Annotated in this window: 19 protein-coding genes and 1 riboswitch; of the genes, 8 read left to right on the top strand and 11 right to left on the bottom strand. The window is 73.6% G+C overall.

Features of this window, described 5'->3' with window-relative positions; genetic code table 11:
* The first annotated feature begins 662 nt into the window (after nucleotides 1-662).
* The 3 genes from CNX65_RS08945 to CNX65_RS36015 all read left to right on the top strand — a co-directional run bounded on the left by CNX65_RS08945 (nucleotide 663) and on the right by CNX65_RS36015 (nucleotide 6,008).
* Complete coding sequence (locus tag CNX65_RS08945; RefSeq protein WP_096492348.1) at nucleotides 663-1,811, top strand: ROK family transcriptional regulator; 1,149 nt, start codon at nucleotides 663-665, stop codon at nucleotides 1,809-1,811.
* Between the two features lie 952 nt (nucleotides 1,812-2,763).
* Nucleotides 2,764-5,469, top strand: coding sequence for an nSTAND1 domain-containing NTPase (locus tag CNX65_RS08940; protein WP_096492347.1), 2,706 nt, complete (start codon nucleotides 2,764-2,766; stop codon nucleotides 5,467-5,469).
* Between the two features lie 62 nt (nucleotides 5,470-5,531).
* A complete protein-coding gene (locus CNX65_RS36015) occupies nucleotides 5,532-6,008 on the top strand; it encodes a LapA family protein (protein WP_232519763.1) in 477 nt (158 codons plus the stop codon).
* A gap of 297 nt (nucleotides 6,009-6,305) precedes the next feature.
* On the opposite strand, the gene CNX65_RS08930 is transcribed toward CNX65_RS36015, so the two are convergent.
* The gene (locus CNX65_RS08930) at nucleotides 6,306-9,035 is read right to left on the bottom strand and encodes a cellulose binding domain-containing protein (RefSeq protein WP_096492346.1); all 2,730 of its coding nucleotides are present in this window, start codon (nucleotides 9,033-9,035) and stop codon (nucleotides 6,306-6,308) included.
* Between the two features lie 444 nt (nucleotides 9,036-9,479).
* Between CNX65_RS08930 and CNX65_RS08925 the strand changes: the two genes are divergently transcribed.
* Nucleotides 9,480-9,722, top strand: coding sequence for a type II toxin-antitoxin system Phd/YefM family antitoxin (locus tag CNX65_RS08925; RefSeq protein ID WP_218182103.1), 243 nt, complete (start codon nucleotides 9,480-9,482; stop codon nucleotides 9,720-9,722).
* Nucleotides 9,719-9,979 carry a Txe/YoeB family addiction module toxin gene (locus CNX65_RS08920; protein WP_096492344.1) on the top strand — a complete coding sequence of 87 codons (261 nt, stop codon included), beginning with the start codon at nucleotides 9,719-9,721 and terminating at the stop codon, nucleotides 9,977-9,979. Before CNX65_RS08925 ends, CNX65_RS08920 begins: the two co-directional genes overlap by 4 nt.
* A gap of 20 nt (nucleotides 9,980-9,999) precedes the next feature.
* On the opposite strand, the gene CNX65_RS08915 is transcribed toward CNX65_RS08920, so the two are convergent.
* From CNX65_RS08915 to cobN, 6 genes are all read right to left on the bottom strand, one after another.
* Nucleotides 10,000-11,031 carry a LacI family DNA-binding transcriptional regulator gene (locus CNX65_RS08915; protein WP_096492343.1) on the bottom strand — a complete coding sequence of 344 codons (1,032 nt, stop codon included), beginning with the start codon at nucleotides 11,029-11,031 and terminating at the stop codon, nucleotides 10,000-10,002.
* Nucleotides 11,028-12,446, bottom strand: a complete 1,419-nt coding sequence (locus CNX65_RS08910; protein ID WP_096492342.1) for a GH1 family beta-glucosidase — start codon at nucleotides 12,444-12,446, stop codon at nucleotides 11,028-11,030. The genes CNX65_RS08915 and CNX65_RS08910 overlap by 4 nt, the downstream gene beginning before the upstream one ends.
* 2 nt (nucleotides 12,447-12,448) lie before the next feature.
* Nucleotides 12,449-13,267, bottom strand: a complete 819-nt coding sequence (locus CNX65_RS08905; protein WP_096492341.1) for a carbohydrate ABC transporter permease — start codon at nucleotides 13,265-13,267, stop codon at nucleotides 12,449-12,451.
* A 3-nt stretch (nucleotides 13,268-13,270) separates the two neighbouring features.
* Nucleotides 13,271-14,278, bottom strand: a complete 1,008-nt coding sequence (locus CNX65_RS08900) for a carbohydrate ABC transporter permease (RefSeq protein WP_096492340.1) — start codon at nucleotides 14,276-14,278, stop codon at nucleotides 13,271-13,273.
* Complete coding sequence (locus tag CNX65_RS08895) at nucleotides 14,275-15,549, bottom strand: ABC transporter substrate-binding protein (protein ID WP_096492339.1); 1,275 nt, start codon at nucleotides 15,547-15,549, stop codon at nucleotides 14,275-14,277. The genes CNX65_RS08900 and CNX65_RS08895 overlap by 4 nt, the downstream gene beginning before the upstream one ends.
* A gap of 1,148 nt (nucleotides 15,550-16,697) precedes the next feature.
* Nucleotides 16,698-20,279, bottom strand: a complete 3,582-nt coding sequence (gene cobN / locus CNX65_RS08890) for a cobaltochelatase subunit CobN (RefSeq protein ID WP_096492338.1) — start codon at nucleotides 20,277-20,279, stop codon at nucleotides 16,698-16,700.
* Between the two features lie 35 nt (nucleotides 20,280-20,314).
* Nucleotides 20,315-20,446: riboswitch (cobalamin riboswitch) on the bottom strand.
* A gap of 9 nt (nucleotides 20,447-20,455) precedes the next feature.
* On the opposite strand from cobN, the gene CNX65_RS08885 reads away from it, so the two are divergent.
* The 3 genes from CNX65_RS08885 to CNX65_RS08875 are packed head-to-tail and all read left to right on the top strand — an operon-like array spanning nucleotide 20,456 to nucleotide 23,645.
* The gene (locus CNX65_RS08885; RefSeq protein WP_096492337.1) at nucleotides 20,456-21,493 is read left to right on the top strand and encodes a hypothetical protein; all 1,038 of its coding nucleotides are present in this window, start codon (nucleotides 20,456-20,458) and stop codon (nucleotides 21,491-21,493) included.
* Complete coding sequence (locus CNX65_RS08880; protein ID WP_096492336.1) at nucleotides 21,490-22,116, top strand: precorrin-8X methylmutase; 627 nt, start codon at nucleotides 21,490-21,492, stop codon at nucleotides 22,114-22,116. Before CNX65_RS08885 ends, CNX65_RS08880 begins: the two co-directional genes overlap by 4 nt.
* Nucleotides 22,113-23,645: a precorrin-3B C(17)-methyltransferase gene (locus CNX65_RS08875; RefSeq protein ID WP_096492335.1), complete on the top strand. Its 1,533-nt coding sequence runs from the start codon at nucleotides 22,113-22,115 to the stop codon at nucleotides 23,643-23,645. Before CNX65_RS08880 ends, CNX65_RS08875 begins: the two co-directional genes overlap by 4 nt.
* A 3-nt stretch (nucleotides 23,646-23,648) precedes the next feature.
* On the opposite strand, the gene CNX65_RS08870 is transcribed toward CNX65_RS08875, so the two are convergent.
* From CNX65_RS08870 to CNX65_RS08855, 4 genes are read right to left on the bottom strand one after another with little or no spacing between them, the layout of a single operon-like run.
* A complete protein-coding gene (locus CNX65_RS08870; protein WP_096492334.1) occupies nucleotides 23,649-24,377 on the bottom strand; it encodes a cobalt-precorrin-6A reductase in 729 nt (242 codons plus the stop codon).
* Nucleotides 24,377-25,129, bottom strand: coding sequence for a precorrin-4 C(11)-methyltransferase (cobM, locus tag CNX65_RS08865; RefSeq protein WP_096492333.1), 753 nt, complete (start codon nucleotides 25,127-25,129; stop codon nucleotides 24,377-24,379). The genes CNX65_RS08870 and cobM overlap by 1 nt, the downstream gene beginning before the upstream one ends.
* Nucleotides 25,126-26,304: a precorrin-6y C5,15-methyltransferase (decarboxylating) subunit CbiE gene (gene cbiE, locus CNX65_RS08860; protein WP_096492332.1), complete on the bottom strand. Its 1,179-nt coding sequence runs from the start codon at nucleotides 26,302-26,304 to the stop codon at nucleotides 25,126-25,128. The genes cobM and cbiE overlap by 4 nt, the downstream gene beginning before the upstream one ends.
* Nucleotides 26,301-26,693 carry a pyridoxamine 5'-phosphate oxidase family protein gene (locus CNX65_RS08855; protein ID WP_015800614.1) on the bottom strand — a complete coding sequence of 131 codons (393 nt, stop codon included), beginning with the start codon at nucleotides 26,691-26,693 and terminating at the stop codon, nucleotides 26,301-26,303. The genes cbiE and CNX65_RS08855 overlap by 4 nt, the downstream gene beginning before the upstream one ends.
* Nucleotides 26,694-26,746 lie beyond the last annotated feature (53 nt).

The raw sequence follows: 26,746 nt of genomic DNA, 5'->3' as shown, positions 1-26,746 counted from the left end.
AGACCACCCAGGCACCCACCGACCCAGGCCACCCCACCCCGCACGACACCGCCCCCGGCCGCGGCGACTCGCCGGTAGACCCCCTTGGCCGCCCCACACCGCCGGTCGACGCCACCGACGACTCCGCCCCGCCGGTCGATGCCACCGATGACTCCGCCCCGCCGGTCGACACCGCCTCCGGCAGCGATGACTCACCGGTCGACACCCCTGGCCACCCCGCACCGCCGGTCGACGCCACCGGCCGCTCCGGTCCACCGGTCGCCCCCTCCGACCGCGCCGGTCAGACGCCCACCGCCCCGCCGGTCACCCCCTCCGACGCTCCCGACCTGCCCGTTGACACCGCCGGTCACAGCGGCCCGTTGCCCGACGCCGCCGGCCAGCCCGGTCCAGCGCAGGCTCTTCTCGGCCCCCCTGCTCCGACGGCCGCCGCCTCCGGCCGCGCCGGTCAGGCGCCCGCCGTCCCCATCCCGGTCGTGCCCGTCGCCCCTGCCGCGCCCACCGCGCCGGTCGTTCCTGCCGCCCCCGCCGTCCCCACCACGCCCGTCGCGCCAGCCACACCGGTGGCGCCAGCCGTCCCCGCCGCACCGGTCTTGCCCACCGCACCCGTCGTGCCCGTCGTGCCTGCTGTCTCGGGTCGGTCGGGTCCGGCTGGTCAGCACACCGTGCGCAGGCTCAACTCGGCGCTCGTGCTCGACGCGATCGCCTCCGCCCCCGGTTCGTCCCGCGCTTCCGTCGCGGCCAGGACCGGGTTGACCAAGGCGACCGTGTCCAGCCTCGTCGACCGGATGATCGGCGCGGCCTTGGTGGTCGAGGGGGCGGCCGAGGCGCGGAGCGGGCCCGGTCGGCGCGGGACCGCGCTGCACCTGTCGCCCGCCGGGCCGCACGGGCTGGGGGTCGAGGTCGGGGTCGACTACCTGGCCACCTGCCTGGTCGACCTGACCGGTCGGGTGCGGAAGCGGTGGGTGCGGGACAGCGACAACCGGGCGTCCTCGCCCGCGCTGGTGCTGGGCGAGGTGGCCGCCGCGGTGCGGACCGCGACCAGGGAGGACGTGCCCGTCGGCGGCATCGGGGTGGCGGTGCCGGGGCTGGTCGAGTCGGCCAGCGGCGTGCTGCGGGTCGCGCCGAACCTGGGGTGGCGCGAGGTGGACGTGCGCGGCGAGCTGGGCCGGTTGCTCGGGGCCGACGCGGGCGGGCTGCCTGTGCAGGTCGGCAACGAGGCGAACCTCGCCGCGCTCGCCGAGCTGTGGCACGGCGACGCGCCGCAGGACTTCGTGCACGTCTCCGGCGAGATCGGCATCGGCGCGGGCATCGTCGTGGACGCGGGCCTGTTCGAGGGCGTGTCCGGCTTCGGCGGCGAGATCGGCCACCTGTGCGTGGACCCGAGCGGCCCGCGCTGCACGTGCGGCTCGCGCGGCTGCCTGGAGCGGCTGGCCGGGCAGGACGAGATCCTGCGCGCGGCGGGCGCGGTCGACGTGGCGGACCTGCTCGCCAGGCTCGACGCGGACGACCGGGAGGCGATCGCGGCGGTGCGGACGGCGGCCAGGTGGCTGGGCATCGCCCTGTCGGGCGCGGTGAACCTGCTCGGCCTGCCCGCGGTGGTGCTGGGCGGCGCGTACGCGCGCCTGGAACCGTGGCTGCGCCCCACCCTGGAGGCGGAGCTGGGCGGACGCGTGGTGAGCGCGGCCTGGTCCCCGGTGACGGTGACGGCGTCCTCGCTGGGCGACGAGGCGGCGGTGCGAGGCGCGGCGACCAGCGCCGTCCGCGCGATCCTGGCCGACCCCGAGCCGTACGTGACCTCGGTTCTGGCCTGAGCACCCACTCCGCGCAGACCACCACACGCGACCACCCACACCACCACACCCGACCACACGCCCACACGGCACTCTTCGCCCCAGCAACCCCGCGCGCACCGCTCCAGCCCGCCCGAACCGCCCCGCGCGACCGCCAGCCCGCGCAGGCTCGCGCGACCGCCAGCCCGCGCAGCACCCTCCGCCCAAACCGCCCCGCCCCACCGCACCTGCGATCCGCCCGCCATCCCCGTCGCGCCCCACCCGCGATCCCCGCCCCACCCGACCGCGATCCGCCCTGCCCCTCGCCCCACCGCGCCCGCGATCCACCCGCGATTCCCGCCGCACCACGCCCACGATCCGCGCCCCACACGACCGCGATCCGCCCTGCCCTTCGCCACGACCCGCGCCCCTCGCCCCACCCCGGTTCCGGGCAGCCAACCTCCGGGCCGCCCTCCCCTCGTCCGCACCCCTCGCCCCACCCGCGTTCCACGCCGCCCAACCTCCGGGCCGCCCCACCCCCGTCCGCGTCCCACACCCCGCCCGCGTCCCATGCCCCACCCGCGATCCCTGTCGCGCCCCGCGATCCCTGCCGCGCCCTATCCCCGATCCGCGCCCGTGATCCCTGCCAGCCCCCGCCGGCAATCCGCGCCCCACCAGCGATCCCCGCCCCGCCACCCCATTCCGCTCCCCCACACCCCCACCCCCGTTCCGGCCGCAAGCGCGAGGGCCGACTCGCCCACCCCCTACCCCGCCCAGCCCCGATCCGTTGCGGCGTATGGGGGAACCCGGTCCGCACCCCCATCCCCCGAACAGCACTGGCATGATCACGGGCAGTCGTCGCAACTGAAATCCCTTACCGCAGAACAGGTTCTCCCACCACCCGACCAGTGGGTATGGTTCCCGGACCACCCGTCAGACCTGGACTCCGCGTCACCAGACACAGACAATCGACCTCACGAGGGGGTGGACGGCTGTGCCGCGTGGAGAGCGTCCCCTGGACGTCGGTGACACCCCGCTGCTCAAGTTCGCCGCCGACCTGCGCTCGCTGCGCGACCGCGCGGGCGGGCACAGCTACCGGCAGCTCGGGGCCAAGGCGCACTACTCCGCCACCACCCTCTCCGACGCCGCGGGCGGTCGGAAGCTGCCGAGCCTCGCCGTCACGCTCGCCTACGTGCGGGCCTGCGAGGGCGACGTGGCCGCCTGGGAGGACCGGTGGCACGAGGTCGCCGCCGCCGTCGCGCCCGAGGCCCCGCCGCCGGTCGAGCAGCACCCGCCGTACGCCGGGCTCGCCGCGTTCCAGCCGCGCGACTCCGAGTGGTTCTTCGGCCGCGACCAGCTCCTCGAGGACCTCCTCGCCAGGGTCGGCTCCGCCCGGTTCACCGCCGTGTTCGGGGCCTCCGGCGCGGGCAAGTCCTCGCTGCTGCAAGCCGGCCTGGTCGCCCGCTTCGCCGGGACCACGCTGCTCACCACCCCGTCCGCCGCCGACCTCGCCCTCCCCGAGACCCCCGCCGACCTGGTGATCATCGACCAGTTCGAGGAGGTCTTCACGCTCTGCTCGGACCACTCCCGCCGCGCCGCGTTCATCGCCGAGCTGCTCGACGCCCCGCAACCCGTGGTGATCAGCGTCCGCGCCGACTTCTACGGCCACTGCGCCCAGCACCCCGACCTGGTCGCCGCGCTGGAGGACAACCAGCTCCTCATCGGCCCCATGGGCACCGAGGAGCTCCGCCAGGCGATCATGCAACCGGCCGTGAAGGCCTCCTGCACCGTCGAGACCGCCCTGGTCTCCCGCCTCGTCGCCGACGCCACCGGCCAGCCCGGCGTGCTCCCGCTGCTCTCGCACGCCCTCCTGGAGACCTGGCGCCGCCGCAGGGGCGCGACGCTCACCCTCGCCGGGTACGAGGCGGCGGGCGGCGTGCAGTACGCCATCGCGCAGACCGCCGAGCGCACCTACACCTCCCTCGAACGCCAGCAGCGCGAGCTGGCCCGCCAGGTGTTCCTGCGCCTGACCGCGCTCGGCGACGGCACCGAGGACACAAAGCGCAGCCTGCCGCGCGCCGAGCTGGACGACGACGTGGACGTCGACGTGGTCCTCGACCGGCTCGCCCACGCCCGCCTGCTCACCCTCGACCGCGACCGCGTGGAGATCGCCCACGAGGCGCTGATCCGCTCCTGGCCCCGCCTGCGCGGCTGGCTCGCCGAGGACCGCGAGGGCCTGCGCACCCTGCGCCAGCTCACCGAGGCCGCCGCGACGTGGGTCTCCCTGCACCGCGACCCCGACGCCCTCTACCGGGGCACCCGCCTGGACACCGCGCTGGAGTGGACCCGCCGCCCCCGCGCCCGCACGTCGGCGCGCGAGCGCGAGTTCCTGGCCGCCAGCTCCCAGGCCCGCGACCGCGAGCGCCGCCTCGCCCACCGGCAGACCCGCAGGCTCCGCCAGCTCGTGGCGCTGCTGGCGGTGCTGCTGCTGCTCGCGGGCGGCGCGATGGTGCAGACCATCCGGGCGCAGGAGACCGCGACCGAGCAGCGCAACATCGCGCTGGCCCGGTTCGCCGCCAACGAGTCGCTGGGCAAGCGCGAGAGCGACCCGCTGATCGCCGACCAGCTGGTGATCGCCGCCTACCGGCTCAGCGGCACCGACGACCTGCGCGACGCGGTGCTCGGCGCGCACGCGGGCAAGTCCGGCAGCACGGTCAGCCGGTCCGTGCGCACCTCGCCCGCGCTGTCCCCGGACGGCCGCCCGCTGCCCAGCGCCCGCGTCGGCGAACCGGTCGACGACCGCCTCTACCCGCGCATCGGCACGCTCACCACCCCGGTCGACGCGGTCACCTCGTTCGCCGTGACCTCCGCCGCGCAGGCGTTCGCGACCACGCTGGAGAGCCCCGGCGCCCGGCTGTGGGACGCCACCGACGCCCGCGAACCGGTCCCCGCGCACACCTTCGACGGGCAGGTCACGCAGCTGTCCTACGCGCCGAGCGGGAAGCTGCTGGCGCTGGTGCGGGAGGCGATGGCCGTCGAGCTGTGGGACGCCGCCGACCCCGCCGCGCCCCGCCTGATCGGCGTGCTGCCCGACCACCCGCGCTGGGTCACCGCGCTCGCGTTCAGCCAGGACAGCCGGGTGCTGGCGACCACCGACAACCAGAGCCGGGTGCGGCTGTGGGACGTCGGCGACCCGACCGCGCCGAGGCAGACCGCGCAGCTGTCCGACGGGGAGGACGTGTCCGTGGTCGCGCTCGCCCCCGACCACCGCACCGTCGCGCTGGGCGGGGTGAGCGGCGTGGTGCGGCTGTGGGACGTGTCGGCGGCGGGGGGGCCGCGCCGGATCGCCGAGCTGGACGGGCACCGGCAGCCGGTGCGGGCGCTCGGGTTCCGGCACGACGGCGCGGCGCTGGCCACGGTCGGCCGGGACGACACGGTGCGGCTGTGGGACCTGGCCGACGCCTCCCGACCGCGCGCCGCCGGGCGGATCAGCGGCAGCAGCGAGGGCGTGTACGGGGTGTCGTTCGGGGAGACCTGGGGCGAGGTGGTGACCGCGCGCGCGGACGGGACGTTCCGGCACTGGGAGTTCGACCTGGACCACGTCGTGGCGCAGCTGTGCGCGTCGGTGCGCGAGCCGATCAGCCGCGAGGAGTGGTCCCGGTACTTCGGTTCGCTGGAGCACCGGCCGCCGTGCGGGTGACCTCGGTGCTCCGGGCGGCGCGCTGAGTCGCGGCGGCGTGGGCGCGGGGCGAGAATCGGCGGGTGACCGCTCCACGCGACGACAACCGCGCTCCGGCCGTGGACCCCGCGCCACCGGAGGCCGTGCCCACGCCCAGGGTCGACGCCACGCGTCCGACGCGCACCACCCCCGACGCCCGAGGTCCCGCGCCCACCCCGACCAAGCCCACGACCTCGACACCGCCGAAGCCCGCGACACCGCCGCCCGCGCGGCGCGCCGACCCGGCCGGGCGCGCCCGGCCGACCAGGATCAGCGGCGCGTGGGTGGCGGTCGTGGCCTCCGCGGTGGTGCTGCTGTTCCTGCTGGTGTTCATCCTGCAGAACCAGGCGGGCGCGACCATCACGTTCCTCGGCGGCACGAGCACGCTGCCGCTGGGGGTGGCGCTGCTGCTGTCGGCAATCGCCGGGGCGCTGCTGGTGGCGCTGGTGGGCGCGGCGCGCATCCTGCAGCTGCGGCGCGAGGCCCGCAAGCGCGCCGAGGCCGCGGGCGAGCAGCGCTGACCGGAGCCGCCCAAAGCCAGCCGGGCATCCCATCCCCGGATCGCGCTGACCGGAGCCGATCGGCGGCGTCCGGCGCCTGCCGGGGCCGGCGCGGCCAGCACGGCGCCGGAGTCCTCCGCGCCGCCGGAGACCTCGGGGCGCGAGCGCCCCGCCGGTCCCGCGCCCGCTGATCCGGCGCCCGCCGCCGCGGAGCCCGCCTGTCTCGCGTTCGCCCCTCCCCGGCCAGGGGAGGGGCGAACGCACCCCGGCGGCGCGGCTGTGTCGCGCAGCCGCGCCGCCGGGACCCGCACGAGGGCCTCACACCGGTGAACAGGATCCGCCGTTGAGCGTGAACGCGGCGGGGTTGGCGTTGCTGCCCTGCCAGCTCGCCTGGAATCCGAACTCCACCGCGCCCCCGGCGCCGATGGTCCCGTTCCAGCCCTCGTTGGTCACCGTGACCTCGGCGCCGCTCTGCGCGGCCTTGCCGTTCCACGCGCTGGTCACCCGCTGACCGCTCGCGTAGGTCCACTTCAGCGCCCACCCGGTGACGGCGGTCGCGCCCCGGTTGGTGATCCGCACCGACCCCTGGAAGCCGTCGGACCACTGGTTCGTGACCCGGTACTCGACCGCGCAGGACGCCGAAGGCGGAACCGTCGTGGTGGTGGTGGTGGTGGTCGTGGTCCCACCGCCGGGCGTGGTGGTCGTGGTGGTCGTGCTCGGCGGCGGTCCGCTCGGGTCGGCGTACAGGATCCCGCGACCGTTCGTGCCCAGGTAGACCCGCCCGTACAGCCTCGGGTCGCCGGTGATCGCCTCGCCCGCGTTGCCGTACTGGTGCTGGTCGTCGTTGATCCGCACCCAGTTCGCCCCGGTGTCGTCGGAGCGGAACACGCCGGTCACGCCGCCGGTGGTGAGCACCGCGTACAGCGCCGGGTAGGTGCTGCCCGGCGCGGCCTTGCCGAAGCCGACGTTCACCGCGCTGGTGACGTTCGCCTGCTTGACCGCGCTCGCGCCACCGTCGGTGGAGCGGAACAGCCCGCCCTCGCCCGCCAGCCACAGCTCGCCCTCGCGGCCGGGCACGGCGTGCAGCTTGGTCGCCGCCACCGACGCGCCCGCCGTGAACGTCGCGCCGCCGTCGGAGCTGGTGTAGACCCGGTTCGCGGCCAGCGCGTAGAACTTCCTCGGGTTCACCCGGTCCGACTCGACCACCGCGCCCGCGGGCACGCCGCTCGACGCGGTCCAGGAGTTGCCGAAGCCCACCGAGAGGTGCACCCCGGCGCCCGCCGGGCTCCACACGAACCGGCTGCCGTCCGCCGCCGCCGCGACCGTGCCACCGCCGGTCACCCCGCCGGGATCGGTCCCGCCGAACCAGTTCGCGCCGCCGTCCGTGGAGAACGCGACGTGCGGGGCCGCGTCGGAGTTGCCGGAGCGGACCATGGTCGAGGCGTTGGCCTCGGCGTAGTCGAGGCTGGTGGTGGAGGTGAAGTTGGGCTGCGTGAACATCATCGGCGGCACCTTGGCCAGGTCCGCGTGCCGGAACCCGCCGATGTCGCCGAGCGCGCTGATCAGCGGGGCCGCGCCGGTGGGCGGGCTGACCAGGTCGAGCACGTTGGTCTCCTCCAGGCCCGCCGCCGTGGGCTTGAGGGTGATCTGGCCGCCCCGGTCCCACGCGGTGAGGTTGGTGGTGCCGTAGATCGTCGCGCCGGTGCCGTAGAGCATCCGGTCGGGGTCGAACGGGTCGATCTCCATGGACTCGGTCATCCAGCCGAGCTTGGGCGTGACCTCGGGCGGCTGCGGGTTGGCTCCCCAGCTCAGCCACGGGGAGGCGGTGATGTCCATGGTGTAGCGGAAGCTGCGGTTGGGGTAACTGGTGAAGTCCCAGATGCGGGTCCAGGTGGCGCCCGCGTCGGTGGAGCGGAACACGATGATGTCGGGCCACCAGGAGATCTGGGTGGTGACCATGAGCGTGTTCGGGTTGGTGCGGTCGACGGTCAGGCCGCTGTAGCCGAAGTAGTCGTCGGCGCTGTCGGACGGGATCGGGCTGATCCTGGTCCACTCGCCGGTGGCGGTGTCGTGCTTCCAGACGTCGCCCTTGGCGCCGTCGTACGGGCCGCCGGTGTCGCTGGTGGCGAGGTAGAGGAAGCCGCCGACCGGGTCGAGGACGCCCTTGTGGGCGAGGTGGCCGGTGGGCTGGCCCGCGAGGCGGGACCACGTCGCGCCCGCGTCGGTGGTGCGGTAGACGGTGTTCTGCTTGTCGGCGACGCCCACGTAGATCGTGCGGCTGGGCGCGCCGGACGCGGAGGAGCGCGGGTCGTAGGTGACCCAGGTGACGCCCTGGTTGTCGCTGTTGTAGCCGGTGGTGTCGTTCGGGTCGGCGACGTGGTTGCCGGGGTTGGGGAACGCCGTGACCTTCGCCCAGGTGACGCCGCTGTCGGTGCTGCGCCACAGGCCGTTGCCGCTGGGGGCGCCGAGGTAGAGCACGCGCGGGTCGTTGGGGTCGACGGCGAGGCGCTCGCCCATGCCCCGGCCCGGCATGTTGCCGCCGAGCTTGAACGGGAGGGCGGTGGACTGCCAGGTCGCGCCCCGGTCGGAGGAGCGCAGGACGGCGCCGTTGTTCGGGTCCCAGTCGTTGGTGTACATGCCGACGGCGGCGTAGACCTTGGCGGCGTTCTTGGGGTCGGGGGCGATGGAGATGACGCCGTTGTGGCCCCAGCGGTCCCAGCCGATCGCGTCGAGCAGCGGGACCCAGCGGCCGGTGGCCTGGTTCCAGCGGTAGGCGCCGCCGATGTCGGTGCGGGCGTAAATCAGGTTCCGCTCGGCGGGGCTGAAGACGATGCCGGGCACGAAGCCGCCGCCCTGGATCTCGACGTTCTCCCAGGTGTGCGGCTGGCTCGCGGGGGCGGCCTGCGCGACGGGGGCGGGGCTGGTGGCGGCGACGGCGACGAGCGTGGCGGCGGCCGTGACGAGGGCGGCCAGGAGGGCCGGTGATCGGCTCCCGCGCCGCGCCCGTGCGGTGACGGGCGGGGTGGGCTCGGGCTGGCGCGGTGCCATCACGGCGCTCCTTTGCGCGGTTCGGGCGTGTGCCGGGCGGGGCGAGCGGTGGAGCGGGGTGGAGCGCGGAGCGGGTGGAGCGCGGGCCGAGCGAGGCCTGACCGGTGGAGCAGGGCCCGGTGGGCCGAGCGGGTCGGGCGGTCGAGCGGGCGGGCCGTGCGGGTGGAGCGCGGACCGGGCCGGGGTCGGGAGGAGGCGGTGGGCGAAAGGGACGCCTCCTCCCGCGCCTGGCTCCGGGCGGTCGGGGGACGACCAACCCGACCACCGTTTCTGGGAGCGCTCCCAGAGCGGGTGGAAGAAAAACGTAACGACCGCCGAAGTGCGGTGTAAAGAGCTGTCCGGTGCGCGGATCGGGTGAATTGCAAGTGACTCGCTCGCCCTTGTCGCCCAACAAAGGGTTACGTACAATATCTTGTACGTCGAAAGGTGTCACAGGTGAAGATCATGAGCTATTCCGAATCACGCGCCAACTACGCCGAGACGCTCGACTCCGTGATCAACGACCGCGAAGAGGTCGTGATCACCCGTTCGGGGCGGGACTCGGTGGTGATCGTCGCGCTCGACGACTACCAGTCCATGAAGGAGTCCCTCTACCTGTTCCGCAGCACGGAGAACGCGCGGCGCCTGTTCAACTCGATCGAGCGCTTGGAATCCGGCGGCGGCGAGCACCACGAGCTGGTCGAGTGAAGCTCGTCTGGGACGAATACGCCTGGGCCGACTACCTCTGGTGGCAGACCGAGGACCGCAAGGTGCTCAAGCGCGTCAACGAGCTGATCAAGGACATCCGACGCAACGGCAACGAGGGCATCGGCAAGCCCGAGCCGCTCGAGCACGGCTTCCAGGGCTACTGGTCGCGCCGGATCACCGACGAGCACCGCCTGGTCTACAAGGTCACTGAGGACGAGATCCGGATCGCCGCCTGCCGCTACCACTACTCGAGGTAGCGGCAGGCGGTCCGGAAGTCCTACGCGCTGGCCCGGTGCACCAGCGAGGTCGGCAGGAGCAGGAACGGCGGGAGGTTCTCCTCGCCCGTCAGCTCCGCCATCAGGCGCCACGTCATCGTGCGGCCCAGCTGCTCCACGTCCTGCCTGACCGTCGTCAGCGGCGGGACCGCCGTCGACGCCAGCACCAGGTCGTCGAAGCCCACCACGGCCACGTCCTGCGGCACCCGCTTGCCGTGCGCGTGCAGCGCCTGCAGCGCGCCCATCGCCATGATGTCGGCCCCCACGAACACCGCGTCCAGCGCGGGCTCGCGGGTCAGCAGCTCGTCCATCGCGGCGGCGCCGCTGGTCGGGGTGAAGTCGCCGAACGCGACCAGGTCGTCGCGCAGCCCGGCCTGGCTCAGCGCCCGCTTGAACCCGCTCAAGCGGTCCATGCCCACGGCCATGTCCTTCGGGCCCGCTATGGTCGCGATCCTCGTGCGCCCCAGCGAGACCAGGTGCTTGGCCGCCTCCATGGCCCCGTTGAAGTTGTCCGAGTCCACGTACGGCACCCCGCCCGCGCCGAGGGGCCTGCCACCGACGACGGTGGGCAGGCCCGCGTCGGCGAGCACGCGGGGCAGCGGGTCCTGGCCGTGCAGGCTGATCACCAGCACGCCGTCGACGTGGCCGCCGCACAGGTAGTTCACCAGGTCCTGCTCGTCGCCCTCCTTACTCATCATGAGCACGAGCTGGACCCTCTTGCCCGACAGCTCCGCGTGCACGCCTCGCAGCACGCCCGCGAAGAACGGGTCCGCCAGCACCCGGCTGCCCTGTTCGGACACCACCAGCGCGATGCAGTTCGCCCTGCTGCCCGCGAGGGTGCGGGCGGCCTGGTTGGGGCTGTACCCCAGCTGAACGATCGCCTGGTGAACGGCCTCGCGCGCCTTGGTGCTGACGTACGGCTCGCCGTTGATCACCCTCGACACGGTCGACTTGGACACCCCGGCGGCTCTGGCGACCTCTTCGAGCCTGGTCGGGGGCCTTCGGGCCTTGGGCGGCTCAACGGCGTCGGTCACGGCGCAGCCGTCGCTGACGGTGCGGGCAGCGCGTTGCCGCGGGCGACCTCGGAGTACCACATGGCGCTCATCTTAGGCGTCCTGACCTGCGTGCCGTAGTCGACATGCACGATCCCGAACCGCTTGGCGTAACCCTCGGCCCACTCGAAGTTGTCCATCAGCGACCACGCGAAGTAACCGCGGAGGTCGACGCCCTCGCTGATCGCGTCGTGCGCCGCGCGCAGGTGCGAGTCGATGTACGCCAGCCGCTCCGGGTCGTTGACCGTGCCGTCGTCGGCCACCGAGTCGCGGTAGGCCGCGCCGTTCTCGGTGATGTAGATCGGCAGGCGCGGGTACTCCTCGTGCAGCCGGGTGAGGAGCTGGTAGATCCCGCGCGGTCGCACCTCCCACTCCATGTCGGTGCGCGTCGCGTCGTCCCGGACCGGGAAGCTGACGTGCTCGGCGCCGACCCACGGCGACCCGGTGGCGCGGCGGCCCGGCTTGGGCTCGCTGGGCGCGGCGGGCTCGGAGCTGACGAAGTGCTCGGTGTAGTAGTTCACGCCGAGCTGGTCCAGCGGCGCCGAGATGATCGCCAGGTCCTCGGGCTTGATGTGGTCGGCGAACCCGTACGGCGCGAGGTCCGCGACGATGTCCGCCGGGTACTCGCCCTTGAACAGCGGGTCCAGGAAGATCCGGTTCTGCAGCCCGTCGAGCCGCCGCACCGCGTCCAGGTCCGCCTCGGACGAGGGGTCGGCGGGGATGATCGGGTACATGTTGAGCGTGATGCCGACCTTGGCCTCCGGCTTGGCCGAGCGGATCGCCGCGGTGGCGAGGCCGTGGCCGAGCAGCAGGTGGTGGACGGCCGCGACGGCGGCGGCGGGCTCCTGGCGGCCGGGCGCGTGGATGCCGCCCGCGTAGCCGAGGAACGCCGAGCACCACGGCTCGTTCAGCGTGGTCCAGTTGGACACCCGGTCGCCGAGCGCCTCCACGACCGTGGCCGCGTAGTCGGCGAACCGGTGCGCGGTGTCCCGGTTGGCCCAGCCGCCCGCGTCCTCCAGGGCCTGCGGCAGGTCCCAGTGGTAGAGCGTGACCCACGGGTCGATGCCGCGCTCCAGCAGGGTGTCGACCAGCCTGCTGTAGAAGTCCAGCCCGGCCTGGTTGGGCTCGCCGCCGTCGGGCCGGATCCTCGGCCAGGCGGTGGAGAAGCGGTACGCGCCGAGACCGAGGTCCGCCATCATCGCGACGTCCTGCTCGACCCGGTGGTAGTGGTCCACGGCCACGTCACCGTTGTCATCGCCCGCGACGGCGCCGGGCAGCGCGCAGAAGGTGTCCCAGATGGAGGGGGAGCGACCGTCCTCCTTGGTCGCCCCCTCCACCTGGAACGCCGCTGTCGCGGCCCCCCACACGAAGCCCTCGGGAAAGGAAATGGACTCCACAGCTACCCCTTCACAGCACCCTGCATGATCCCGGCGACGATCTGCCGCCCGAGTACGAGGAAGACGATCAGCACCGGGATGGTGGCCATCGTGGTCCCGGCGAGGACGAGCGAGTTGTCGATGTAGTAACCGCTCTTGAGCTTCTCCAGCGCGACCTGGATGGTCGGGTTCTCGGCGTTCAGCGCGATCAGCGGCCAGAGGAAGTCGTTCCAGGACGTCATGAACGTGAAGATGCCGAGCATCGCCGCCGCCGGGCGGACCGCGGGCAGGCACACGTGCCAGTAGGTGCTGAGGAGGCTGCAACCGTCCATCCTGGCCGCTTCGACCAGCTCGTCCGGCACGGCGTCCGCGATGAACTGGCGCATCCAGAACACGCCGAAGGCGGTGACCAGGTTCGGCACGATCACCGCGCCCAGCTCACCGGCCCAGCCGAACTCGGCCATCGCCATGTACAGCGGGATGATGCCCAGCTGGGTCGGCACCGCGAGGGTCGCGACGACGAACAGCAGCAGCGGGCCCCGGCCCTTGAAGCGCAGCTTGGCGAAGGCGAAACCGGCCAGGCTGGACAGGAACACGACCGAGACGGTCACCGTCGAGGAGACGATGAGGCTGTTGCCCAGCGCCTTCCAGAAGGCGACGTTGTCGACGACGCGGCTGGCGTTGGCGAGGAAGTTGCCGCCGGGGAGCCAGGGCTGCTCGGCCTTGAAGTACTGGTCGTCGTGGCTGCCGACCAGGAAGGCCCAGTAGAACGGGAAGGCCGAGGCGATGATGAACGCGATCAGCGGTCCGTAGACCGCGAAACCGGGACGCTTCTCCGACACGGTCTAGTCCTCCCCACTGGAGGCGATCCGGCGGGTGAGCATGAAGTTGATCCCGGCGATCGCGATGATGACGACGAACAGCACCCAGGCCACCGCGGAGGCGTAACCGAGCTCGTACCTGCCGAAGCCCGCCTGGTACATGTAGAGCATCACCGTCTGGAACTGGTTGCTGGCGCCGCCGTTGGCGTTGCCGCCCGCGGGCTCGAACAGCAGCGGCTCGGTGAAGATCTGCAAGCCGCCGATGGTCGAGGTGATGACGACGAAGATGATCGTCGGGCGGAGCATCGGCAGCGTGACGCTGAAGAAGCGCCGGAAGGTGCCCGCGCCGTCGACGACCGCGGCCTCGTACACGTCGCGCGGGATGGCCTGCATGGCGGCGAGCACGATGAGCGCGTTGTAGCCGGTCCAGCGCCAGTCGACCATGATGGCGATGGCGACGTGGCTCCACCAGCGCTCGGCCTGCCAGTCGATCCGGCTGATGCCGATGGCCTCCAGCCAGTCGTTGATCATGCCGTACTGGACGCCGAACAGGTCGCCGAAGATCAGGGTGAGCGCGACGAGGCTGGCCACGTAGGGCAGCAGCACGCCCATGCGCCACAACGTGCGCCCGCGCAGCGCGGTGTTGAGCAGCGCGGCGATCAGGACGGCGACGATGATCTGCGGCACGCTCGACATCAGGAAGATGCTGAACGTGTTGACCATCGCGTTCCAGAACTGCGGGTCGCCGAGCAGCTCGACGTAGTTCTGGATGCCGACGAACTCGCCGTCCAGCCCGATCTCCCAGTCGAACAGGGAGATGTAGGCGGTGTACAGCAGCGGGAAGAGGCCGACGACCGTGAACAGCACGAAGAACGGCGCCACGAACAGGTAGGGCGAGAACTTCGCGTCGAGGTTGCTGAACCGGTAGCGGCGGGTGGGGTCGACGAGCCCCACCGAGTCGTCGCCCTCAGGACGCCGCGGCGGGCGGGGCGCAGCGCCCCGCCCGCTCGCCACCGAGGTGTCGGTGGTCACTTGGTCGCCTTCTGGGCGTCCTCGACGACCTTCTTCCACGCCTCGTCCGCGTTGGTGCCCTGCTCGACGGACAGCAGCGCCGGGCCGACGATGTCGTCCTGGATCTGGCCGTCCTTCGGGCCCTTGTACTGGGCCACGTCGACCTTCTTGGCCTGCTCCGCGTAGAGCTTGCCGACCTGCTGGCCGAAGTACTCGTTGGTGCTCTCGGTCAGCGCGGGGTCGTCGAGCGCCTTGAGCTGGCTCGGGAAGGTGTTCTTGGCCTTGAACGCCTTGATCTGCTGCTCGGGCGCGGTCAGCCAGGCAGCCAGCTCAGCGGCTTCCTTCGGGTGCTTGCTCTGCTTGGGCACGGTCAGGAACGAGCCGCCCCAGTTGCCGCCGCCGTCGGGGAAGGAGCCGGTGACGACCCACTTGCCCTTGTGCTCGGGGCCGGAGTTCTTCTCGATGTTGCCGAGCAGCCACGCCGGGCAGGTCTTGGTGGCGAAGGCCGACTCGCGGAAGCCGGTCTCCCACTCGGGGGTCCACGCCTTGAGCTTGGCGGACTGGCCCTGGGCGACGGCGGTGGTCACCTTGCCCCAGAGGGCCTTGTCGCCGTTCGAGTCGATGACGAGCTTGTCGTCCTTGTCGAAGTAGCCGACCTCGGCCTGGTTGTGCATCGGGTTGAAGACCTGCGCGGCCGAGTCGAACCACGCCTTGCCGGTCTTCTCCGCGTACTGCTTGCCCGCGGCGAAGTAGGAGTCCCAGGTGGCGAACGTGGCGGCGATGCCCGCCTCGTCGGTGGGGATGCCACCGGCCTCCAGGAGGTCCTTGCGGTAGCACATGGCCAGCGGGCCGATGTCCGTGCCGTAGCCGATCAGCTCGCCGCCCTTGGCGGTGACGGACTTGGTCTTCCAGTCCAGCCAGCGGCCGTCGACGTTCGGGCCGATCTCCTTGAGGTTGTTGAACTGGCCCGCGCGGGTCATGACCTGGCTGAGGTAGCCCTCCTCGACGCCCTCGACGTCGGCGAGGCCGGAGCCCGCCGCCATCTTGGTGAAGAGGTTCTTGTGGTGGTCCGCGGCCTGACCGGTCTTGCGCTCGGTCACCTTGACGTTGGGGTGAGCCGCCTCGTACTCCTTGAGGAGCTCCTCGTACCCGAACTGGTTGAACGTGGCGATGGTCAGTTCGATCTTGCCATCGGCACTGGTCCCACTGTCCGAACCGCAGGCGGTGGTGACCGCTGCGAGCACTGCGGTGCAGGCCAGGAGGCTACCCAGGCCTGCTCGACGGTTGCGCACGAGAACTCCTCGATGAGATCGGCGGTGTTGTTCTGGGAGCGCTCCCAGGTTGTGGGCGAGTGTGGTTCGCGCCACGGAGGCATGTCAAGCGTCTGTATCCACGCTGTTACCGGCATTGCGCCTTTTGCCCACCTGAACCGATTCCGTAAACCCCGTTCCAGTGAGCCGTTCGACCACCCCAGGTAGTCCTGAGGGTCGAAAACCGGACAGTGCGACCGGAGCATCCGACTAACGCCGCAGCAGGGCGTGCGTTCGAGTGACGGCCGAACCGGTGAACGCTTGCAGGGGCTCCGTCGCGCGTCATCGCAGCCCCCTTCCACGAGGTCCCCTCATGCGCCACAGCGACCTTCCACCCGCGGGCGGGTCGGCACCACCCCTGGAAGCGGTAACAGGGGTGCGTCTCAACGGGGGCGGGGGTGGGGCTCGGTGGGGGCGGGTGACTGGTGATGGCGGGGGCGAGGGCGGGGCGGGCGCGGATCGGGGGCGGACCGGAGGCGGCGGGGCCGGGCCGGGACGGGCGGGATCGGTTCAGCACGCACGGTCATCGCGCACGGGCACCGAGAGCCGGGCGGGCGGGATCACGGCGGGTGACGGCGAGCGGGTGACGGCGCCAGAGAGGACGGCGAGAGCGGCAGGGGGCGGCGGGAAAGGCGGCGGCGATGACGGGGAGGACGGGAGCGGCGGGACGCGGGAGCGGCGGGGCGGGCGGGGGGAGCGACGGGGCGCGGGAGCAACGGGGGGAGCGACGGGGCGGGGCGAGAGCGAGGGGGCGAGGGCGGGGACGGGGACGGCGATGGCGGGAAGGTCAGAAACCGGGCGGGGGCGCCGTGCGAGGGAGAAGGCGGGGGCGGGCGGTTTCCCCGGCAGCGGCTCGCACCCGACGGGCGCTGCTCTGGAAAGCGCTTACCCCGGTCCGCTCGAAGCCGGGCGAGCGAGTGGATCACTTGACGCACAGCGACTTGTCGACAAAGCGACCGCAGCATCACCCCACAGCTCGGAAAGCGCTTGCCAAGCGTAGAACCCGCTTTCCCCACCACGACGCGAAAGGGGTGGCGAGCCCGTGGCCCGCCACCCCTTCACACAGGTCGCCTCAGCGCCCCCGCCTCAGTGTCCCCACCTCAGCGCCCCAGCCTCCCAGCGCCCCCACCTCAGCGCCGGTCCTCCAAGTCGCCCTCGGTGTTCAGGTACACCGCCCGCAGCGCGTCCAGCGTCGCCTGCTCCGGGTGCTCCCACAGCCCCCGGTCCGCCGCCTCCAGCAGCCGCTCGGTGATGCCGTGCAGCGCCCACGGGTTGCTCTCGTTGAGGAACCGCTGGTTCTCCTCGTCGAACACGTACGCCTCGGCGAGCTTCTCGTACATCCAGTCCGCGACCACCCCGGTCGTGGCGTCGTACCCGAACAGGTAGTCCACCGTCGCCGCCAGCTCGAACGCGCCCTTGTACCCGTGCCTGCGCATCGCCGCCAGCCACCGGGGGTTCACCACGCGCGCCCGGAAGATCCGGTTCGTCTCCTCGTGCAGGGTCCGCGTGCGCACCGCGTCGGGCCTGGTGCTGTCGCCCACGTACGCCTTCGGGGCCTTCCCCGTCAGCGCCCGCACCGTGGCCACCATGCCGCCGTGGTACTGGAAGTAGTCGTCCGAGTCGATGACGTCGTGCTCGCGGGTGTCGATGTTCTTCGCCGCCACCGCGATCCGCTTGTACGCGGTCTCCATGTCCGGCCTGGCCTGCACGCCGTCGAGCCCGCGCCCGTAGGCGTACCCGCCCCACACCGCGTACACCTCGGCGAGGTCGGCGTCGTCGCGCCAGTTCCGGCTGTCGATCAGCGGCAGCAGCCCCGCCCCGTACGCGCCCGGCTTGGAGCCGAAGATGCGCATCGTGGCGCGCCGGTCGTCGCCGTGCTCGTCCAGCGCCGCGCGCACGTGGGCGCGCACGAAGTTGTCCGAGTCCGGCTCGTCCAGCTCGGCCACCAGCCGCACCGCGTCGTCCAGCAGCGCCACCACGTGCGGGAACGCGTCGCGGAAGAAGCCGCTGATGCGCACGGTCACGTCGATCCGCGGCCTGCCCAGCTCCGCCAGGTCCACGACCTCCAGGCCGGTCACCCGGCGGGACTGCTCGTCCCACACCGGGCGCACGCCCAGCAGCGCCAGCACCTCGGCGATGTCGTCGCCGGAGGTGCGCATGGCGGAGGTGCCCCACACCGACAGGCCCACCGACGGCGGCCACTCCCCCGTCTCGGAGCGGTAGCGCTCCAGCAGCGAGTCGGCCATGGCCTGCCCGGTCTCCCACGCCAGCCTGGACGGCACGGCCTTCGGGTCGACCGAGTAGAAGTTCCGGCCGGTCGGCAGCACGTTCACCAGGCCCCGCAGCGGCGAACCGCTCGGGCCCGCGGGCACGTAACCGCCGTTCAGCGCGTGCAGCACGTGCGTCATCTCGTCCGTCGTCCTGGCGAGCCTGGGCACGACCTCGCGGGCGCCGAACTCCAGGATGCCCACCACGTCCCGGTCGTCCGTGAGCGTCGCGGCGTGCTCGGGCGCCCAGTCGGCGTCCTCCATGGCCTGCACCAGCTCGCGGGCCCGCTGCTCGGCGGCGTCCGTGTCGAGGCGGTCGGCGCCCTGCTTGAGGCCCAGCGCGTCGCGCAGGCCCGGCAGCGCGGCGACCTGCCCGGCCCACACCTGCGGGGCCTGCAGGATCGCCAGCACCAGGTTGACCCGCGCCGCGCCGACCGGCGGCTCGCCCAGCACGTGCAGGCCGTCGCGGATCTGCACGTCCTTGATCTCGCACAGCCAGCCGTCGACGTGCAGGATCAGCTCGTCGAACTCGGCGTCGTGCGGCCGGTCGGTCAGGCCGAGGTCGTGGTCGAGCTTCGCGGCCTGGATGAGGGTCCAGATCTGGGCGCGGATGGCGGGCAGCTTCGCCGGGTCCATCGCGGCGATGTTGCCGTGCTCGTCCAGCAGCTGCTCCAGGCGCGCGATGTCGCCGTAGCTGTCCGAGCGGGCCATGGGCGGCACCAGGTGGTCGACCAGGGTGGCGTGGGCGCGGCGCTTGGCCTGGGTGCCCTCGCCGGGGTCGTTGACCAGGAACGGGTAGATCAGCGGCAGGTCGCCGAGCGCCGCGTCCGGGCCGCAGCCCGCCGACAGGCCGACGGTCTTGCCGGGCAGCCACTCCAGGTTGCCGTGCTTGCCGACGTGCACGACCGCGTCGGCGCCGAACTCGGCCTCCAGCCAGCGGTACGCGCCCAGGTAGTGGTGGCTGGGCGGCAGGTCCGGGTCGTGGTAGATCGCGATCGGGTTCTCGCCGAACCCGCGCGGCGGCTGGACCATGACCACGACGTTGCCCGAGCGCAGGGCGGCCAGCACGATCTCGCCGTCGCGGTCGCGGGAGCGGTCCACGAACAGCTCGCCGGGCGCGGGGCCCCAGTGCCGCTCCATGTCCTCGCGGGCGTCCTCGGGCAGGGTCTCGTACCACTCGCGGTAGCGGGCGGCGGGCAGCCGCACCGGGTTGCCCTGCAGCTGCTCCTCGGTGAGCCAGTCCGGGTCCTGGCCACCGGCGGCGATCAGGGCGTGGATGAGCGCGTCGCCGTTGAGGTCGTCCAGGCCGGGGAAGCCCTCGCCCAGGTCGTAGCCCTGCTCGCGCAGCGCGGCGAGCAGCCGGACCGCGCTGGCCGGGGTGTCCAGGCCGACCGCGTTGCCGATGCGGGAGTGCTTGGTCGGGTAGGCCGACAGCATGAGCACGACCTTGCGGTCGGCGGGCGGGGTGTGCCGGAGCCTGCCGTGCCGCACCGCGATGCCCGCGACGCGCAGCGCGCGCTCGGGGTCGGCGACGTAGACGGTCAGGCCGTCCTCGTCGATCTCCTTGAAGGAGAACGGGACGGTGATGATGCGGCCGTCGAACTCGGGGATCGCGACCTGGGTGGCGGTGTCGAGCGGCGAGAGGCCGTCGTCGTTGTCGTCCCAGTCGGCGCGGCTGCTGGTCAGGCACAGGCCCTGCAGGATCGGCACGTCCAGCTCGGCGAGCGCGCCCACGTCCCACGCGTCGTCGTCGCCACCGGCGGAGGCCGTGGCGGGCTTGGTGCCGCCCGCGGCGAGCACGGTCACGACGAGCGCGTCGGCCTTGCGCAGCTCGGCGAGCAGCTCGGGCTCGGCGGTGCGCAGCGAGGAGCAGAAGATCGGCAGCGCCCGGCCGCCCTTGGCCTCGACCGCGTCGCACAGCGAGTGCACGAACGCGGTGTTCCCGGCCACGTGGTGGGCGCGGTAGTAGAGCACCGCGACGGTGGGCCGCACGCCCCCGTCCGGGTCGACGGCAGGCTCGGGGCGCTCCAGCAGGCCCCAGTTGGGCGCGGCCACGGGCGGCTCGAAGCCGACGCCGGTCAGCAGGACCGTGTCGGACAGGAACGCGTGCAGCTGCGCGAGGTTCGCGGCGCCGCCGTGGGCCAGATAAGTGTGCGCTTCCGCACACACCCCGCCGGGCGCGGTGGACAGCTCCATCAGCTCGGCGTCCGGGTTCTGCTCACCGCCCAGCACGACGACCGGTCGCGGACCCGCGAGGAGGTGGTCCAGGCCCTCCTCCCAGATGCGCCTGCCGCCCAGGATGCGCACCACCACCAGGTCGGCGCCCTCGACGAGTTCGGGCAGGTCGTCGACGCCGAGCCTGGCCGGGTTGCCGAGCCGGTAGTCGGCTCCGCTGGCTCGTGCGGACAGCAGGTCCGTGTCGGAGGTCGACAGCAGCAGGATCACGTGCGGGCTCCATCCCTCGGGGGTCCTCGCCCCAAGTCGTAGGGGACGGCGTGCGGAGTTCCTGACTCCCCGGGTTTCCCCAGGTCACAGTGGCGGGACCGCGCCGGTTTCGCACCGGCTTCCTCCTGTTGCTTCGCCGTTCAGGCCTCACACTAATCGGAGTTAGCATCCAGTCCATGTCCCCAGACCGCGATCGCCCTGACGCCTGCCCCGGCGCCGTCGACGTGTTCCAGGCCTCGGACGGCGGGCTCGCCCGCGTCCGCGTGCCCGGTGGCACGATCGACGCCGAGCGGTTCGACGTCCTCCGCCTGGCCGCGCTGGAGCTGGGCGACGGCTGGATAGAGCTGACCTCGCGGTCGAACCTCCAGGTCAGGGGCCTGGCCGAGGGTGCCGAGCTGGAGCTGGGCAGGCGGCTGTCGGCGGCCGGGCTGCTGCCGACGCGCACCCACGAGCGGATGCGCAACATCATCGGCGACCCGCTGGACCCCGGTTCGCAGGCGTTGTGCGACGAGCTGGACCTGGCGCTTCGGTCGGTGCCCGCGCTGGGCGCCCTGCCCGGTCGGTTCCTGCTCACCGTCGGCCACTCGGTGTCGGGCCTGGGCTGCGACATCGGCGTGGCCGGTGACGTGCTGCTGCTGGCCGGGCAGGACTCCGGCGTGCGGGTGTCGGACCCGGTGGCGGCGGTGGTCGCGGCGGCGCTGGCGTTCCAGGAGGCGCGCGGCGCGGCCTGGCGTCTGTCCGAAGTGGACTTCGGGGTGGCGAAGGTCACGGCGGCCGTCCTGGCGACCGCGCCGGGTGCCGCCGCGAGCGCGGAGCGCTACGCCCCGGCCGTGGCGCCGGTCGTGCCCGGTCCCGTTCCCGGCCGCGACCTGGTGGTCGCCGGGGTGCCGCTCGGCAGGCTCGACGCCCGCCTCCTGCCTGGCACGGCGGTGCGCGTGACGCCGTGGCGCGCGCTCGTGCTGCCCTCCTCGGCCGACGCGACCGGCCTGATCACCGACCCGGACTCGCCGCTGTGGGGCGTCGGCTCGTGCGCCGGGAGCCCCGGCTGCGCGAAGTCCCTCGCGGACGTGCGGACCGACGCCGTGGCCTGGGCGCGCACGCGCACCGACCGCGGTCCCGCACACTGGTCCGGTTGCGCCCGGCGGTGCGGTCGGCCGGCGGGCGGGGTCAGGGAGTTCGTCGCCACAGGCGGCGGTTACGAGGAGATCGGTTGAGCGAGTACGTCAAGGACGGCGCGGAGATCTACCGCAGGTCCTTCGCGACCATCCGCGCCGAGGCGCGCCTGGACGGGCTGCCGCCCGACGTGGCGCGCGTGGTGGTCCGGATGATCCACGCCTGCGGCATGGTCGACCTGGTCGAGGACGTCGCCTTCTCGCCGGGCGTGGTGACGGCCGCGCGGGAGGCGCTGCTCGCGGGCGCGCCGGTGCTGTGCGACGCGCAGATGGTGGCGTCCGGGATCACCAGGAAGCGGCTGCCCGCCGACAACGACGTGCTGTGCCTGCTCGGCGACCCCGCGGTGCCCGCGCTCGCCGCCGAGATCGGCAACACCCGGAGCGCCGCGGCGCTCCAGCTGTGGGGCGAGCGGATGGGCGGGGCGGTCGTGGCGATCGGCAACGCGCCCACCGCGCTGTTCCACCTGCTCGACCTGATCGCGGCGGGCGCGCCCAGGCCGGCCGCCGTGCTGGGCATCCCGGTGGGCTTCATCGGGGCGGCGGAGTCGAAGGACGCGCTGGCCGCGAACGGGCTGGGGCTTGAGCACCTGGTGGTGCGGGGTCGGCGCGGTGGCAGCGCGATGACCGCCGCCGCCGTGAACGCGATCGCGAGCGAGGACGAATGACCGGCAGGCTCTACGGCGTCGGGGTCGGACCGGGTGACCCGGAGCTGGTGACGGTGAAGGCCGCGCGGCTGATCGGCGAGGCGGACGTGGTGGTGTTCCACAGCGCGCGGCACGGCCGCAGCGTGGCCCGCCGGACGGCCGAGCCGTACCTGCGGGAGGGGCAGCTGCACGAGCAGCTGGTCTACCCGGTCACCACCGAGGACTCGGACGACTACCAGGGCGAGATCGACGCGTTCTACGCCGAGTGCGCGGAGCGGCTGGCGGCGCACCTGGACGCGGGGCGGACCGTGGTGGTGCTGGCGGCGGGCGACCCGCTGTTCTACGGGTCGTACATGCACCTGCACAAGCGGTTGGCGCACCGCTACCCGGCCGAGGTGGTGCCGGGGGTGACGTCGGTCAGCGCGGCCTCCGCCGTGCTGGGCGCGCCGCTGGTGGAGCGGGACGAGGTGCTGACCGTGCTGCCGGGCACGCTGCCGGTGGACGAGCTGGCCGGGCGCCTGGCCGGGAGCGACCCGGTGGCGGTCATGAAGCTGGGGCGGACGTTCCCGAACGTGCGGGAGGCGCTGGAGCGGGCCGGGCGGCTGGACGAGGCCTGGTACGTGGAGCGGGCCACCACGCGCGGGGAGCGGACGGCGAAGCTGTCCGAGGTGGACCCGGACGAGGTGCCGTACTTCTCGGTGGCGGTGCTGCCCAGCAGGGCGGGCGCCCCGGTGTCCGCCGCGCCCGCAGCGTCCGCCGCGCCCGCAGCGTCCGTTGTGGACAGTGCCGACGGCGCGGAAGCGCCTGCGGACACAGGTCCCGGCGAGGTCGTGGTGGTCGGGCTCGGCCCGGCCGGGCCGGAGTGGTTGACGCCGCAGGCCCGCGAGGCCCTGGAGGCCGCCGACGACCTGGTCGGGTACGTGACGTACCTGAACCGGGTGCCGGACAGCCCGCGCAGGCGCAAGCACGCCTCGGACAACAAGGTCGAGGCGGAGCGGGCGGCGTTCGCGCTGGAGCTGGCCGGGCGCGGCAGGCGGGTCGCGGTGGTCTCCTCGGGTGATCCGGGGGTGTTCGCGATGGCCGCGGCCGTGCTGGAGGTCGCGGAGGGCTACCCGGACGTGCCGGTGCGGGTGCTGCCGGGCATGACGGCCGCGCACGCGGTCGCGAGCCGGGTGGGCGCGCCGCTGGGGCACGACTACTGCGTGGTGTCGCTGTCGGACCGGCTCAAGCCGTGGGAGGTCATCGCCGAGCGGTTGGCGGCGGCGGCGAGGGCGGACCTGGTGCTGGCGCTGTACAACCCGGCCTCGCGCAGCCGCACCTGGCAGGTGGCGGCGATGCGGGACCTGCTGCTGGAGCACCGGTCGCCGGACACGCCCGTGGTGATCGGGCGGGACGTGGGCGGGCCGCAGGAGAGCGTGCGCGTGCTGCGCCTGGCCGACCTGGACCCGACGACCGTGGACATGCGGTGCCTGCTGCTGATCGGGTCCTCGCAGACGCGGGTCTCCCCCAGCGGCAAGGTGTTCACGCCCCGGACCTACCCGACGGGCTGAGCCCTACCCGACCAGCTGGACCCGCACCCAGGCGGCGGCTTCCTCCGCGGAGGCCGCCGTCCTGGTGTCCGGGGGCGGCGGCGGGCGGCGCACCAGGATCACCGGGACGCCGAGGGCGCGGGCGGCGTCGAGCTTGGCGGAGGTCATGCCGCCACCGCTGTCCTTGGTCACCAGGACCTGGATGTCGTTGTCCCGCAGCAGGTCCAGCTCGGAGTCGAGGGTGTACGGGCCCCGGTCGAGCAGCACGCGCACGCCGGGGGCGACCTCGTCGGGCGGGTCGACCATGCGGGCCAGGCCGCGCCGGAACGCGCCGACGCCCTGGCGGCCGGTGGTGATGAGCGCCCTGCGGTCCCCGATCGCGGCGGCGGCCTCGGCCAGGGAGTCGACCCACGTCCAGTCGTCGCCGGGCCGCTCGGTCCAGCCGGGGCGGCGCAGCACGAGCAGCGGGACGCCGGTGCGCGCGGACGCGGCGGCGGCGTTGGCGGTGATCCGCTCGGCGAACGGGTGGGTGGCGTCGACCAGCGCGGTGACGCCCTCGGCGCGCAGGTGCTCGACGAGGCCGTCGACCCCGCCGAACCCGCCGACGCGCACCTCGCCGACCGGCAGGCGCGGGTTCGCCACCCGCCCGGCCAGCGAGGACAGCACGCGCAGCCCCGGAACGCCCACCAGGAGGGCGGCCAGCTCGCGGCCCTCGCCGGTGCCGCCGAGGACGAGCGCGGTGGCCGCCGCCATCAGGTCTGCGGGGCGCGGCAGCGGGCGGCCGAGTACAGGTGGCTGTCCGGGAAGCCCTCGGCGGCCAGCACGCGCCCGACGACGATCACCGCCGTGCGCTTCACCCCGGCCGCGCGCACCTGCCCGGCGATGTCGGCGAGGGTGCCGCGCAGCACCAGCTCGTCCTCGCGGCTGGCCCGCGCCACAACGGCCACCGGGCAGTCCGCGCCGTAGTTGGGCACCAGCTCCGCGACGACCTCGTCGATCCGCTGCACGGCCAGGTGCAGCACCATCGTGGCCCTCGACGCGCCCAGGGTCGGGAGGTCCTCGCCCTCCGGCATGGGGGTGGCGCGCGCGGAGGTGCGGGTCAGCACCACGGTCTGCCCGACGCCCGGCACGGTCAGCTCGCGCTTCAGGGCGGCTGCGGCGGCGGCGAACGCGGGCACGCCCGGCACCACCTCGTACGGCACGCCCTCGGCGTCGAGCCTGCGCATCTGCTCGGCGACGGCGCTGAACACCGACGGGTCGCCGGAGTGCAGCCTGGCCACGTCGTGCCCGGCCCGGTGCGCCTCCGCCAGCTCGTGCACGATCTCGTCGAGCGTCAGGTTCGCGGTGTCCACGAGCTTCGCGCCGGGTGGGCAGTGCTCCAGCACCGCGACGGGCACGAGCGCCCCGGCGTACAGGCACACCGGGGAGGTGGTGATGCGCTGCACGGCCCGCACGGTGAGCAGGTCGGCCGCGCCCGGCCCGGCCCCGATGAAGTGGACGGTCACTCGTTCTCCTTCGTCACGGCCCACACCGTCACCGGCATGTGCGGGCGCCACCCGGTGAAGCCGCCGACCGGCGCGGCCCTGCTGACCGAGAGCCTGGTCAGCGCGCCGCCCAGCTCGGCGTGCCAGCGGGCGAGGACGGCCTCGGACTCGATCGTCACGGCGTTGGCGACGAGCCTGCCGCCGGGCTTGAGGGCGGCCCAGCAGCGCTCGACCACGCCGGGCGCGGTGACGCCGCCGCCGACGAACACCGCGTCGGGCCGCTCCAGGCCGTCCAGCGCGTCCGGGCTCGCGCCCTCCACGACGTGGACGGCGGCGGGCACGCCGAGCGCGGAGGCGTTGCGGGTGACGCGGGCGGCCCGCTCGGGGTGCTTCTCGACGGCGAGCGCGCGGCAGGCGGGGTGGGTGCGGCACCACTCGACGGCGATGCTGCCCGCGCCCGCGCCGACGTCCCACAGCAGCTCGCCGACCCTGGGGCCGAGCAGGGCGAGGCTGACGGCGCGCACCTCGCGCTTGGTGATCTGGCCGTCGTGCTCGAAGGCGTCGTCGGGCAGCCCCGGCGCCCTGGACAGGCCGCCGGGGCCGCACTCGACGGCGAGCACGTGCAGCGGGTCGGCGGCGCCGAGGTCGTGGTGGACGCGCTCGTCCGGTCCGCCGAGCTGCTCGAGGACGGTGATCCGGGCGTCGGGGGCCAGCTCGGCGACGGCGCGCGGGTCGGCGCCCAGGAGCAGGAGCCTGCGGTGCGGCTGGAGGTGCGGCACGAGCAGCGAGGTCGGGCGGCCGACGAGGCTGACCACCTCGGTGCGGTCGAGCGCCCAGCCGAGCCTGGCGCAGGCGAGCGAGGCGGACGAGGGGTGCGGCACGACGGTGACGCGGTCCGCGCCGAGCAGCCGGACCAGGGTGGCGCCGATGCCGTGGAACAGCGGGTCGCCGCTGGCCAGCACGCACACCCGGCGGCCCGCGTGCGCGGCGAGCAGGTCGGGGAGGGCGGGCAGCAGCGGGGACGGCCAGGCGACCCTGGTGAACTCGCCGGGGACGAGGTCGAGCTGGCGGGTGGAGCCCATCAGCACCTCGGCGGAGGCGATCTCGTGGCGCGCGTGGCCGGTCAGGCCGTCCCAGCCGTCCGCGCCGAGGCCGACGACGGTGATCACGTCGCCGGTGGTTGCTCTCGCGCTCACCTCAGGCCCAGCACCCTGGTGATCGCGATCTCGATGACGACGCGCTCCGGGTTCTCCCTGGGCACGCGGTAGCGCTCGGCGTAGCGCCGAACGGCGTCCGCGACCGACTCGGCGTCCTGCCGCACCACCGCACGTCCCTCCAGGGTCGACCAGCGGGCGCCCTCGAACTGGCACACGGCGACGAGCGCGCCGTCCTCGCCCGCCGCGAGCACGTGGCGCACCTTATGCGAGCCGCGCGAGCTGATCACCCGCGCTGTCGCGGAGGCCACATCGAGGGTGACGCCGACCGGGGTGACGTGCGGCGTGCCGTCGCGGCGCAGGGTGGTGAGGGTGCAGACGCGGCGTTCGGTCCAGAAGCGGACGAAGTCGGCGGATTTCGCGGCGAGCATGGGTGAATCATGCGTCACGGGCGAGGTCGCGCACGACGGGCGCGGTGTGCCGG

It is taken from the genome of Actinosynnema pretiosum, assembly GCF_002354875.1.
GTDB lineage: Bacteria > Actinomycetota > Actinomycetes > Mycobacteriales > Pseudonocardiaceae > Actinosynnema > Actinosynnema auranticum.
The sequence above is the reverse complement of the archived record's forward strand: the minus strand, read 5'-3'. Positions and strand labels throughout refer to the sequence as shown.